11 protein-coding genes are annotated in these 13,261 nt (G+C 63.4%); all 11 read right to left on the bottom strand.

Annotated features, from left to right (window positions below; all coding sequences use genetic code 11):
• Positions 1-49: 49 nt before the first annotated feature.
• A complete protein-coding gene (locus QMK55_RS02940) occupies positions 50-841 on the bottom strand; it encodes a ChbG/HpnK family deacetylase (protein ID WP_102358663.1) in 792 nt (263 codons plus the stop codon).
• A complete protein-coding gene (locus QMK55_RS02935) occupies positions 813-1,997 on the bottom strand; it encodes a GNAT family N-acetyltransferase (RefSeq protein WP_320328641.1) in 1,185 nt (394 codons plus the stop codon). The genes QMK55_RS02940 and QMK55_RS02935 overlap by 29 nt, the downstream gene beginning before the upstream one ends.
• 4 nt (positions 1,998-2,001) lie before the next feature.
• Positions 2,002-2,691 carry an N-acetyltransferase gene (locus QMK55_RS02930; protein WP_320328640.1) on the bottom strand — a complete coding sequence of 230 codons (690 nt, stop codon included), beginning with the start codon at positions 2,689-2,691 and terminating at the stop codon, positions 2,002-2,004.
• A gap of 194 nt (positions 2,692-2,885) precedes the next feature.
• Positions 2,886-4,805, bottom strand: a complete 1,920-nt coding sequence (locus QMK55_RS02925) for a hypothetical protein (RefSeq protein ID WP_320328639.1) — start codon at positions 4,803-4,805, stop codon at positions 2,886-2,888.
• Entirely contained in the window at positions 4,802-6,106 is a 1,305-nt protein-coding gene (locus QMK55_RS02920) for a lipopolysaccharide biosynthesis protein (RefSeq protein WP_320328638.1), read from the bottom strand. Before QMK55_RS02920 ends, QMK55_RS02925 begins: the two co-directional genes overlap by 4 nt.
• Positions 6,103-7,104: a polysaccharide deacetylase family protein gene (locus tag QMK55_RS02915; protein ID WP_102358668.1), complete on the bottom strand. Its 1,002-nt coding sequence runs from the start codon at positions 7,102-7,104 to the stop codon at positions 6,103-6,105. Before QMK55_RS02915 ends, QMK55_RS02920 begins: the two co-directional genes overlap by 4 nt.
• A gap of 12 nt (positions 7,105-7,116) precedes the next feature.
• Positions 7,117-8,253, bottom strand: coding sequence for a glycosyltransferase (locus QMK55_RS02910; RefSeq protein WP_320328637.1), 1,137 nt, complete (start codon positions 8,251-8,253; stop codon positions 7,117-7,119).
• Entirely contained in the window at positions 8,246-9,214 is a 969-nt protein-coding gene (locus tag QMK55_RS02905; protein WP_102358670.1) for a glycosyltransferase, read from the bottom strand. The genes QMK55_RS02910 and QMK55_RS02905 overlap by 8 nt, the downstream gene beginning before the upstream one ends.
• On the bottom strand, positions 9,211-10,581 hold the full coding sequence (locus QMK55_RS02900; RefSeq protein WP_320328636.1) for an O-antigen ligase family protein: 1,371 nt from the start codon (positions 10,579-10,581) through the stop codon (positions 9,211-9,213). Before QMK55_RS02900 ends, QMK55_RS02905 begins: the two co-directional genes overlap by 4 nt.
• Positions 10,578-11,669, bottom strand: a complete 1,092-nt coding sequence (locus QMK55_RS02895; RefSeq protein ID WP_320328635.1) for a glycosyltransferase family 4 protein — start codon at positions 11,667-11,669, stop codon at positions 10,578-10,580. The genes QMK55_RS02900 and QMK55_RS02895 overlap by 4 nt, the downstream gene beginning before the upstream one ends.
• Positions 11,666-13,258, bottom strand: coding sequence for a GumC family protein (locus tag QMK55_RS02890; protein WP_102358673.1), 1,593 nt, complete (start codon positions 13,256-13,258; stop codon positions 11,666-11,668). Before QMK55_RS02890 ends, QMK55_RS02895 begins: the two co-directional genes overlap by 4 nt.
• Positions 13,259-13,261: the final 3 nt, after the last annotated feature.

Genomic DNA, 13,261 nt, shown 5'->3' with positions numbered 1-13,261 from the left:
CCTCCGTGGCCGAGGCCCGGTGTGGTGACGTTGCTGTTGTGGGTATGAATCAATCGAGTGCCGCGGCACCGCGTAAAAAATCCTTGTTCAGATCGGCATAGGACACCCGTGGCACACCGCCAAGGCGCTGCTCCAGCACGCGGCTCAGGGATTCGCCGGGGTTGAGGTAGGCATCACCGAAGTCGCTCCCGAGCTGATTCGGGTGGGCGACGATTTCCAGCACGCCGTCGCTCGGCGCGGGGTCGTTGCGCAGGTCCACTGGTGTGCACACGTAGTTCGCCGTGGCACCGGCCAGGCTCTGCAAACGCCAGTTGAGCAAACCTTTGAACACGCGTTTGGGCAGGCTGAGGTTCTGCCCCAGATTGCGCGCCAGGCGAATCGGTACGCCTTGGTGGGCGGCAAACCGGGCGACGATTTCGCCGATCGGCCAGATGTTGTGCACGTGCTGATGCGAGTCGATGTGGCTGGGCCGCATACCGTGGTCGACACAGCGCTGCCACTGCGCCTGCAGCTCCTCGCGCACCGCATCGCGATCTTCGCGACCCAGCCACAGGCTGTGGCGTGGCAGGTTGAGGTCGAACACACCGTGGTCGTCGCAGAAGGTGCGACTGCGCAGGATCGACGCACTCAGCGGCCGGCCGTACGTCAGGTTGAAATGCAACCCGACCCGACCTTGCAGCAAAGCATGTCGGGCCATGGCGCAGGCTGCTTCGAACGCCGGCATGTTGGCCATGGCCGTGGCACTGCTGATGACCCCGGCCTGAAACGCGGCGAAGATCACCGCGTTTTCGTTCGGGCTGAGACCGAAGTCGTCAGCGTTGACTATGACTTGGCGAGGCATGATCGCCCTCCGCAGTGATGACGACAGGTGTCGGTGCCGCTGCGGGCTTGGCCGCACGCCGCGCCCGCCATTGCTGTACCGTCGGTTTCAAGCGATGCCAGAGGCGCAACCCCAGCCCCAGCAGCAGACCGCTGGGGCGCCAGGAATAGAAGCTCCAGCGCCAGTGTTCGAGTTGGCCGGTCATGCGCTCGTGCAGTTGGTGGCTGGAGTTTTCCAGGCTGACTCGCGAGGCATCGATCCAGCGCCAGTGCTCGTCCAGCCCCCAGCGAATCCATTCTTCCAGCAGCACCCGGCCGCTGCCCAGATCGGCGTATTGCGGCAGGAACGCGAGGTTGTAGTCGTACAGTCGGCCTTGTTCGAGCAGGCCGAGGCGATAGCTGATGCAGCGCCCGTTGAGTTCCAGCGTCACCACGCGCACCAGACCTTGGGCGGCGAGGGCGGTGAAGGCATTTTCGATGCATTGCCGGCTGCGTTCGCTGGCAAAAATCCCCACGCCTTCGTCGCCTTTCCAGCTCACTGCTTCGACTTCGCCGAGCACCTTCAGCAACGGCGGCATGCTCAATGCGTCGGGGGTGATCCGCCGCACCTCGGCACCACACGCGGCAATCCGTTTGCGCGCCCGCCGCAGCTTGTAGCGCGGGTCGCCGGAGACCTCCTGATGATCGGCCTCGCTGATCAGGTGCACCGGCACCCGACAGCTCAGGCGTCGCTCACCGGTGGAGCTGGCCGGCATCCATGGGGTGAGGGCGCTTTCTTCCCCCGCCTGTTCGGACAATTCGTTGAGTTGCAGCAGCGCGTGGGGCAGCCGTTGACGGATCAGTCGCAAGGCCTGGCGCATGTCTTGGGCATCGAGAAGCGACAGCAGCGCCAAGCGGTCGGCCAACGGATAGCCCAGGTGGTGCAGGACCCGGAACGGCACTCCGGTAAAGCGTTCGCGAGCCGCCACCAGCGGCAGGCACAGGCGCAACTCGTCAGCTTCCCAACCCAGCAGAATGTGCAACCGTTCACCCTCGCCAAGGGTCAGCTCTGCCGCACGCAACCAGCCGAGGTTGTTGAACGGCGTGTGGTCCGTCACTCGCAGGCGCAGCGCTTCATACGCGGCTGCCGGGAAGTCGGCGGCGCACAACGAGGTGCGCCATTCGAATCGCGCCGTCATGGGCTCAGGCCGCCGTTGCTTGGACAGGTGGACGGGACGGTTTGCGCAACGCTTCGAGGCGCGAGCCGCTGTAGCGGGTTTCGCGGTGGAAATACCAGCGACCGAACAGGGTATAGACGTTCATGATCCGGCCTTGCTCGGTGTAACCCATGCGCAGGTGCAGTTTGAGCGCCGGGATGTTGTGGAACTCGCAGACGTCCACAACCTTGTCGCAGCCCTGTTGCGCCATGGCTTTCCACAGCTCCAGTTGCAGGTCCACCGAGAGTTCGGTGCCCCAGTAGGCGCGGGTCAGCTCGCCACCGAATTCGAAGAACTCGCCGGTTTTTACCGGGAACATGCAGCCGTAGTAATGCCGATCGAAATAGTCCCGCGCGCTGCCCCAGATGAACGCCACGGCATCGCCCTGATCGTCCAGATGCATGTGCCCGGTGTGCCCTTCGTTGGCCAGCTCGGCCATGGTCGCGATGCGGTCGCCGAAGTAGCGGGCGAAGGCGCTGGCATTGTCGGCGGTGATCTTCACCACCCGCAGCGCCGGATAGGGTTTGAGGCTGTGCGGCGGCACCGGGCTGACCAGGTCGCGCTCCATCCACAGCAGTTCCTGATGGAAAAACACGTAGTGCTTCCACGCTTTGCCAAGGGTGGCGTGCAGGCCTTTTTGTTTGATGTGCTGGCTGAGTTTGCTGATGATACCCATGTTCTGTACTCCTGAACCTTTTGGCGCGGGCGAACCCTGTGGAGTTGGGCTTTTGTGGCGAGGGGATTTATCCCCGATCGGCTGCGCAGCAGTCGTCGCTTTTAAAGCCTGAAAAAATTGAGCTACTTCGCAGCCCATCGGGGATAAATCCCCTCGCCACAGTTTTATGTTCGTCTGATTGTTCGGAATTGGGTTCATGACGCGCTCCAGCTCAGGGCGAACAGGGTTTCCCCTGGCAAGTCGAAGCTGACGCGTCCGTCGCGGCAGGCAAATGGCGCGTCGCGGCTGCGGTTGTCCGCGCCGAAGTAGCGCAGGGCACCGTTGTTCAGCGGGCACTTGGTGCCGCTCAGGTCGACACGCTGCAAACGCGTGCCTTTGTTCACGCCGAGCAGGCCATGCTGGCCGTCACCGGCCATCGCCAGCACATCGACTTCAAACGCATCGTTTTCCAGCCACAACACCTGATGCAGCCAGTGCTGCGCAATGAACTGCTGAGCGAAGCCGACCGGTTTCAGCTCGAAGTGATCGTCGCCCAACACCCGCAGCATGCCCTTGGGGTACTGCGGCTCGTCGGCGGCCTGAAACCAGTTGAGCATGCTCAGCAAACCGTCCTGCGAAGCGTTGATCACCACCGAGGTCCACCACAGCGAGGCGTAGTGGGTTTCCTGATCGTAGGGGCTGAGGCTGGAGCCGCTGGACAGATTGGTCTGGTCCAGCAACAAGGCTTTGCGCGGTTGGCCATGGGCGTCGAGGCCGACCAGTTCGGCAGCACGGCGCACGCTGTCGCGGTAGACGCGGGTGGCGAGCAGGTCGCGGATCATCCATTCGTGCCACGCCAGTGCATCAATCTGATCGGCCGATTCGCTCAGCAAGCGCCGGGCCCAATCGATGCCGCGCTTGTCCGCCGCGTTGTCGGCGAACGGCCCGTTGATCAGTCGTGAGCTGGCCGGCATGGCGATGCGCACCCCGGCCTTGGCGTTCGCCGGATCGCTGTGCACCTGTCTGGCCATGCTGGCGAAAATCGCCCGGTATTGCTCGAAGCTCGAATAGTTGAGGTTCGGCTCGTCGGCAAAACCGATGTAGTGGGTGCCTTTGCCGCCCAATGCCCGAGTGCCGGCGAGCCAGGCGTCAAGGCCGTTGTTGCTTTGCACATCGGCGCGCAGATCGGCCTGGCGCTGACTGCCGGCGAGCAGGGTGATGTCCTGTCGGATGCCGAAGCGATCCTGATAGGCCTGGCGGAACGCGTCTTCGAAATGCGGGTTCTTCGCCGTGACATCGACAAAGCTGTAGTAGCTGCCGGCGGTAGGTTTCAACGCATCCAGCACGGCATGACTGGCCGGGGGCGGCATCACGTAGGGCAAGGCGATGCCCAGATCCGGCGTGCGCCCGAGCACTTTGTCGTGCAGGGTCAAACGGGTCTGTCCGGCGTCCTCGCGCAGGGGTTGCAGTTGCTGCGGGCTCTGCGCAAACCGGTTGGCCGTGCCATCGAGCCAGAACGCCGCTTTGCCGCTGCCTTGCAGGCGCAGGCGCCAGACCTGTTCGCGCGCGCTGACCGGCAACGCCACTTGGTCGAACTGCCAATAGGCGCGATAGGGTTTGAGTGTCAGCGTCAGTGGCCGGTCATCGCCGACCCGTTGCGCCTGCAAGGTGTTGACCCCTCCATGAAACTTGCCGGCGAGCACCGCGTGTTCCCCCGGCGCGACCTTGAAATACAACTCGTCGCCGTTCTGCGTCTGCGCGCTGAAATGCACCTTGGCCGGCTCGAACTGCGCCACGGTGTGTTCATCGTGTTCGACCCGGTAATTACGGAAGCTGTAGCCGGGGATTTCCAGACGATAACTGGCGGCGCCCGGCAGCAACGGCCAACTCTGGGTACCACGGGTTTCGCTGGCCTTGATCAAGCGTTCGCCCTGCAATTTGCCCTGGCCGTCGAGCAGGTACAGATGCTCTTCGTTGGCGTCCGCTTGCCACGCGGGTGTCCAGCGCACGGTCACGGTGTCCGGACGATCGGTTTGCAGGTACAGGCTGCCGTCGCGGATCTCGCCCCAGCGCATTGACGCGGCAAAGGTGTCCAGCGACAGGCCGAGACCGAGCAGCAGGACCAGGCCTTTCATACGGCCTTCCGGTGCAACATCTGCCACATCGGCGCGACGTCACTGGGCAGGATGATCAGGGTTTGCCAGAACACCACACCACTCAAACGGCAGTACAACACCAGCATCGCGACCGTTACCGCCAGATAGGCGATCGACGAAGCCGCCGCCGCGCCGACGATGCCGTAGGCCGGGATCAGCACCAGGTTCAGCGCCAGATTGAGCAGGGCGCCGAGGCCCATCAGCAGCGACACCGTGCCGGGACGGTTTTTCCCCAGCAGGTCCAGACGCAGGATGCTTGCGTAGCACAGCCCGAGCAGCCCCGGCAGCAATGCCAGCAGCGCCGGATACGCCGGTTGGTAGGCGGCGCCGAACAGGGTGACGATCAGCCAGTTGCCGATCAGCGCCATGCACAGGCACGCGCCGAGCATCACCGTGGCGGTCAGGCGCAGGGCCAGCGGGGTGACCTTGTCCATGCCTTCGTCCTGTTGCAGCAGGCGTTTCATCAGCGGCGTGGTCACCGCTTCCGGGACGATCAGCAGCAGTTCGGCGGCGGCGCTGGCCATTGCGTAATGACCCAGCGCGGTGCTGCCGAGCAGCGCGCCGATGAACAGGTAATCCGAGCGCAGAATCACTTGCTGGAACAGCAGATCCGGATGGCTACGCGCGCTGTAGCGCAGCAATTCGTTCTGGCTGGCGCGATCCCATTGCAGGTGCAGCGGTTGTGCGCGTTTGAGCCAGACCCAACCGGCCAGCACCACCAGGCTGATCCCGGCCAGCCAACTGATCAGCGCCGCTTCCAGTGCCGCGCTTTTCCACATCCAGAACAGCGCGAGAAACAGCAGTAACGGGGCCAGCGATTCGGTCAGGCGCAAGGCGTTGAACGCGACCACGCCGCCGGAGGCATTGTGCAAGGTCAGCAGTCCGCTTTTCAGTACGGTCAGCGGCACCGCCAGCAGCAACAGCCAGGCCAGCAGCCCCAGTTGCACGGTCACATCCAGCTCGCCGCCGAACTCGCGTACCAGCGCCACCACCAACAGGGTCAGCAAACCGGCGAGCAGACACCCGAACACCAGCACCTGACTCAGCAGCAGGCCCATCGGCCGTTGCTTGGCGGCCTGATAGCCGACGGCCGAGTTCAGCCCGCCGCTGGTGGCGGCGCTGATCAAGTCCGGCAGGGTGCTGAGCAGGGCAAACAGCCCGCGTTCGCTCGGCCCGAGAATCCGCGCCAGCAGCACGTTGCGCAGCAAACGCAGGGCGATCATCGCCAGTTTGGTGCCCATGCTCAGCGCCAGATGCTTGAGGTAGTGGCTGCGGCTCATGGCCGGTTGCCGCGAAAGATGCGCCACGACAGCAGCTCAGGATTGCGCGCGGTGCGCTGGCTGACGCCGAAACGTGGCAGGTTCAGCGGGTCGCCTTCGCCGCGATAGATGCCGGTGCCGGTGCCGAGGGCGAACGGGTAGTCGTGCTCGGCAATCTGCTTGCGCACGCGCTCGTCGTTGTTGCCGTTGGGGTAGCAGTACACCGGCAGTGGCCGGTTGCAGCCGTTGTTCAAGGCGTCACGGCTGCGGCTGATTTCCTGGTTCAGACGCACGTCGTCCAGTTCGGTGAGGATCGCGTGGCTGGCGCCGTGCGGGCCGAAACGCACCAGCCCTGAAGCCTCCAGCGCCCGCACCTGATGCCAGTCCAGCGCTTGCGGCTGCGCTTCGGGCGGGCATTCGTCGGCGAGGCGTTCGAGCATCGCCGGTTCAAGGTTCTTGAGGCTATGCAGGTAATGCAGCAACGACAGGCTGCGGCGGTCGACATCGATGTCGTCCACCAGCACCGGCAGCGGGTGGTGGATCATGTGCAGGTACTCGATCAAGTGCATGCGGGCCTTTTCGCCGTGGCTGCCCCACAGGGTTTCGCCGAGGCTTTCCCACCAGAAGCGCTGGCGGCTGCCGATGAAATCAGTGGAGAGAAAGATGCTCGCCGGTACCTGATACTTTTGCAGCAGCGCGAAGGCGTTGACCGCGTTGTCGCGCCAGCCATCGTCGAAGGTCAGCGCCACCCGTGGGCGTTCGCTGCGCAGCGAGTTCGGCGCAAGAATGTCCATCAGCGGTACGCAATCGAAGTGCCGCCGCAACCACACCAGCAAATGCTCGAAGGCTTTCGGCCCCACGCACAGTTCATTGCGGTGCGGCAGGTCGGCGGCGCGGTCGTTGGCCAGCACCCGGTGCAACATCAGGATCACCCCGGCGCCCTGCAACTGATTTCGTCCCACGGGGGAGTTGAGGTAAAGCCAGCCACTGGTGCGTTTTATTAATTGTTTGATCGCCATGGCCTGAGTCCTCTAACGGTTCTGTTCGGGATTCCATTGGGCATATCGGTGGCCGCGCAGGAACTGCCACAGGCCGAGACTCATCCCGGCGAGGGTGACCAGCAGGAACGCGGCCAGACGAAACGGTTTGGGCAAGCGATGTTGCGAGTCCAGCAACCCGGCCAGCGCAATGGCGTAGCCGACCAGTTGGGCGATCAGGGCCAGTCGATAGAAACCGTGGTCGTTCCACAGCCAGAAGTTGCTCAGCAGCAACGGCAGCAGGAGGATTGGCGCCAGGCGGCGGATCAGCTTGTGGCTGATCAGCGCCAGCGAATACAGGCCATGTTTGAGTGGGTTGAGCAGCTCACTGCGCTGGGCCAGGCTTTGCAGGCCACCGACGGTCACGCGTTGACGGCGGCGGAACTGTTTGTCCGCTTCGTCGACACCGTGGTCGATCACTTGCGCCTCGGGCACATACACAATGCGCTTGAAGGCGACCGGTGCGCAGGTACTCAGAAAGAAATCGTCATTGACCTCCGCCGGCACGTTCTGGAACAGCTCGCGGCGCAGGGCGAGCAGCGCGCCGTCGGCCGAGACCATGCAGCCAGTGCGATTCTCGACCCGGCGCAGCCAGCCTTCGTAATGCCGGTACAGACTGTCGCCGACGCTCAAGCCACCGCCAGTCACCGGAATCACCATGTGCCCGGCACAGGCGCCGACGTTGGGGTCGCTCAGTGGCGCGAGCAGGTAGCCGAGGGTTTCCCGCGACCATTGGTTGTCGGCGTCGGTGAACACCAGGATGTCGCCGATGGCCAGTGCCACGCCGGCGTTCAGCGTCGCCGCTTTGCCCTGACGCGGCAGATCGAGCACGCTGATGCGCGAATCAACCACCTTGTGCGCGCAGGCCACGGTGTCGTCGGTGGAGCCGTCGCTGGCGAGAATGATCTGCAACGTGGCCGGTTGGTAATCCTGCGCCAGCAGCGTGCGCAACTTGTGCTCGATGTGTCGCGCCTCGTTGTGCGCGGCGATCACGATGCTGATGTTCAGCGGTGGCGCCGGGGTGTGGCGCCAGGCCGGGAACAGCGGCGCCAGCACGGTCAGCAGCAGTGGATAGCCCAGATAGGCGTACACCGGCAGCAGCAGGCACATCCAGAAAATGAATTCAGCCACGGGCAGGCCTCCTGGCGTTCCAATGACACAGACTGAGAATGAGGGCGGCGCCGGCCAGGTGCAGGCGCACCCAGTGCAGGCCCCAAAGCTGCAGGGTCAGGCCCGGGTCGTGATGGCGTGAACTCTGACGAATGCTCAGAAGCAGTCCGGGCAACAGGGTCAGCAACACCATGAACGCTGCGTGATGCGGAAAACCGTCGAGCAGGGCGGAGATCGCGAGGAAATCCAGAATCCACACTGCCAGCGAGAGCAGCGGGAAGCGCAGCAGCCGCAAGCTGAAACCGTGGGTGCGCAGCAACTGCAGATGACTGCCCTGGCGCCACATTTCCTTGCCCATCCACTCACGCCAGTTCATCTCGTAGCCCCAGTGCAGGGCCACGCGGCTGTTCACTGACACTAACCGCGCACCTTGTTCGTGCAGGCGCAGGGTGAATTCCTTGTCTTCGCCGGTGCGCAGGTGTTCGTTGAAGCCGCCGACCTTGTCGAACCAGCGCCGGCGCATCAGCAGGTTGGAGCTGGGCAGCCAGTCCACTGCGTGTGATGCCTGACTCGACGGGCGCAGCGTGCGCCGTTGCCAGGCGGCGGCGTACCACGGCGCAGCGGCGGGCGTGTGCAGATCGAGGCCGAACACATCGGCCTGACTGCTGGCTTGCAGTTCGAACAGCGGCAGGAGCCAGTCTTCGGGCATTTCGACGTCGGCATCGATGAAGGCGATCCACTCACCGCTCGCCAGCAAGACGCCGCGATTGCGCAGGGCGCCGATCAGCAAGCCCGGCAGCACCAGCACCTGCGCGCCGAACTGGCGGGCGATGTGCGGGCCGTCGTCGCTCGAACCGTTGTCGACCACAATCAACTCGCAGTCGACATTGGCCGCATGCGCGGCTTTTTGCGCGGCCAGCAGGGTGCGGCCAATGTGCCGGGCCTCGTTGTACATCGGGATGATGATGCTGATCCGGCTCATGCGCGGGCCTCGGTCAGGGGTGCTTGTTCGGCCTTCAGGCGCAGGACGCTGGTCAGCGCGAGCATGATCCACACGTATTTCTGGTTCGGCGCGCTGAGGAACATCAAGAACAGGGTCAGCGACAGGAAGCTCACGCCAAGGTGGGTCATCAGGTCCGCCTGTTGCCAGTCGCGCCGCAGCATCCACGCGGCGCGTGCGCGAATCAGGTTATACAAGCCCAGGCCGAGCATGCCGACGAACAGCAGGCCGGCGGGAATCCCCAGTTCGCTGAAGATTTCCAGGTAAGTGTTGTGCGCACGACGGTACAGGTCGCCGACCTTGCGATTGGCAGAAAACGCCTTGGCGTACCCGGTGGTCGCGTAGTGCAGCGGGAAGGTGCCGGGGCCGGAGCCGAGCAGCGGGTTCTCACGGATCATCTGGCCGCCGACCACGATGTACGAAGCACGGCGACCGAGGGATTCGTCGTCGTGGCCCTTGGCCCCGGCGCTGAGCACGCTCAGCGATTGAATGCGCGCGATGTAACCGGCGGGCATCGCGTAGATCGCCAGCGGAATCACGATGGCCGCGCCGAGCATGGCGAACCCCAGGTGCCGCGGGCGGATTCGGGTGAGTTGGGCGCGGTAGTGCCAGCAGCCGATCAACAGACTCAAGGCCACCACCACCAACCCGGAGCGCGACTCGGTCTTGGTCATGCCGCCGAGCAGCAACAGGCAGCAGGCGCCCCAGAACAACCGGTGCAGCAGGTTCGGGCCGCGAATCACCAGCAGCAGCGCCAGCGGAATGGCGAAGGCGATCAGCAGGGCAAACGCGTTGGGGTCTTCAAGCAGACCGGCTGCGCGGCCCTGATCCTGAAATTTGGTCGAGAACATCGCCATGGCGCAGGTGGCGCTGACGCTCAGGGTCACCAGTCTGGCGAACAGGTCTAGGTTCAGTTCGCGGCCGATCAGCAGGGTGATGACAAACAGGATCAGCCCGACGCTCAGTTCACGTAGATGCCCCAGCGACATGCCCATGTCATCGGTGTTGAGCAGGCTGAGGAAATACAGAACCAGAAACCACGCCAGAAAACGCCAGAGGTTGCTGCGCAGGCGTTCGCCGGGAATCTGGTGCATGGCCAGTTGCAGCATCAGAATCACCGCCAGCGAGGCGCCGATCAGTTTGCTTCCGGACAGCGAACTGTCCTTGAAGAAACCTTCGAACGGCACCAGCGCGGCAATCCCCAGCAGGCCCCAGGTCGGCTTGCGGTACAACACCGAGAAACCCACCAGGCCGATGACCGCGCCGGGTGCCAGAAACGGATAAGGGCTGGCGAGCAAACCGATGCACACCAGGCCGAGCAGAGTGACGATCGAGAGCGGGAAAATCATGCGCGTGCCTCCCGTGCCGTGCGGATGTACAGCTGCGACCAGCGTTCGGCCAAAGCCTTGAGGTCGTAGCGATCCTGTTGCGTACGCTTTGCGTTGTCGCACAATTGCCGGGCCAGGTTCGGCTCGTTCAGCAGGTTGTCGAGCTGACGGGCGAGGGCGGCGCTGTCGGCGGGTGTCGCCAGCAGGCCGCTGTGCCGGTGCTCAAGCACATCGGGAATACCACCGACCGCGAACGCCGCTACCGGTACGCCGGCCTGCATCGCTTCGAGCAGAATCATCGGTGTGCCTTCGGTGCGCGAGCTGATCACCAGTGCATCCAGCTGCTGCCACCACGGTTGCATGGCAGTCTGGTAACCGGGCAGGCGAATCCGTTGTGACAGTCCGGCGGCGTCGATTCGCGCCTGCAGCAGCTCGCGTTCCGGGCCGTCGCCGAGCATCACCGCATCCAGTTGCGGATGCTGGTGACACAGCGGAATCAGCGCGTCGAGAAACAGGTCCGGGCCTTTCTCGCTGCTCAGGCGTCCGACGTAACCGGCCAGCCAGCGCTGGCGGTCAACGTTGCAGACCCGCGCATCGGCGGCGGGTAATCCGTTGGGGATCACTTGCAGTTTTTCCGCCTGCACGCTGGCCTGACGATGCAGCACGGCGATGCTCTCGGCCACACACACCACGCGATCCACCGACGCCGTGCGGCACAACTGCAGACTCAGCCAGGTGTAGAACTTCTGCTTGCGACTGCGCGGAGTGAAGCCGTGTTGGGTGATGACCAGCGGCAAACGCAACAGCGTCGCCCCGACCCAGCCGAACAACAGCCCCTTGAAGTTGTGGGTGTTGATCAGCGGCTGTTCGCTGCGCCGGGCCCGCAGATAGCGCAACAACTCGCTCAGGCCGGCACAACCACGGCAGTCCACCCCAGCCTCGCGAAAGCGCGCGATTAATGCCGACGGTGCATCGAGAAACAGCACCTGGTGCTGCCCCGGTGTCGCCAGGCAGTGATCGAGCAACATGCGCTCGGCCCCATAGAAGCCGCCACTGCTGAGCAAATGAATGATCGGCAGCGCGGCGTTCGGGGTGGACTGCGTGTTCAATTGCGCACCCAGTGCACGAAGCTTGGTACGGTCCAGTTCTTGTGCGGATTGCGTGGCAGCACGTTCTCGTCGTTGATCACCAGCAACACCGGCAGGCCCAGTTCGTGGGTGATTTGCGCTGGGTGTTTGAAACGATGATCGAAGAACTCACGCACGTAGACCAGGGCAATCGCCAGCAACAGACCGGTGAACAGCCCGAACGGGATGATCAGCAGCGGTTTGGGGAAGGCCGGCTCGGTCGGTTCGAACGGCGGGCTGAGCACCTTGGCGTTCGACAGGTCATCGTTGAGCGCCCCGGCCGTGCTGCTTTCGGCAAAACGCTGCGCGTAGGTCGAAAACGCCGTGTGCAGCGCGTCGATTTCAGTGTCCATCTGCCGCAGCTTGCTTTGGGTCTGCTGCAAGGTGTGGATGCGGTTCTTGAACTCGGCGATGCGCGCGGTTTTCTGGTCGATCACCTGTTGCACCACGGCCAGGTCGTTGGTGCGTTCCTGAATGCGGTTGCTCACCACTTTGAGGAACTGCTGGCGGGTGCGGGCGATCTGTTCGCGGGTCAGCAGCATCGGCTCGCTGCCAGGCTGGAACACCGCGAGGTCATTCATGTAGCGGCTGACCTGGGTGGTCAGTTGCTCGCCCAACTGTTTGATTTCCCGATCCTCGAACGCCACGTTATCGACGGTGGTGGTGAAGGTGAAGGGGAAGGTGTAGTCGTTGAGCTTGTTGCTGCTGGCGGCAGTCAGTGCGGTTTTCAGGTATTCGAGCCAGCGCTGGCTCTGCAACAGGCGATCCTGGTACAGGTTCAGGGCTTGTTCTTCAGTGTTGATCGCGTTCAGGCGGAAGGTGATTTCTTCCTTCGGATCGGACGATGCAACACTCTCCAGCAGCGTCTGGCGATTGCCTTCCAGCCCATCGAGACGTACCTGATACAGGTGCTTCTTGGTTTCGTAGAAGGATTGCGGCAGGTCGATCGATTGCAGCGCCTGACGGCTGACCAGATAGTTCTGCAGCAGGCTGGCGACAAACGTCGTGCCTTGATGCGGGTCCGGGAAGCTGTAGATGATCGAGATCACGTTGGAGCCGGGCAGGGTCTCGATCTTCAGGCTGTCGAGGGCCTGTTGAGTGAGGCCGTCGAGCACGGTGTCACGCACCGGATCGGTTTGCAGCCCGAGCATGTTGCGCAGCGGATTGATCACGTACTGGCGCAGTGGCGAGGAGACGTAGCGCCGGAACGGGTCGCTCACCAGTTTGGCGAACACGCCCACCGGTGGGTCGTACTCGCCCTTGTCGCGCAGCTCGCTGATGGTCTGGCGGATCAGCGCCGGGGACCGCAGGATATTGCTTTCGGTTTCCATGTCCGCCAGCGACGGCGGAATGAAGGTGGCGTTATCGACCGTCAGTGACGTGGTGGCGTCACCCTGGGAGAGTTTTTTCGACTGCACGATCACCTGGGCGGTGATATCGAAGCTCTGTTTGAGCACCAATGGCAGCAGCAGTGCGATGACTGCAAAGATCAGGAAGACCCGTTTCACCAGTTGCTTGTTGGCGAAGAAGATCCTGAAGAACTCATGCAGGTAGTTTTCCTTTGGATTCATGAT

Source organism: Pseudomonas sp. P8_229 (genome assembly GCF_034008635.1).
Taxonomy (GTDB): Bacteria; Pseudomonadota; Gammaproteobacteria; order Pseudomonadales; family Pseudomonadaceae; genus Aquipseudomonas.
Note: the sequence above shows the minus strand (reverse complement) of the source record. Positions and strands in the feature narration are given on the sequence as shown.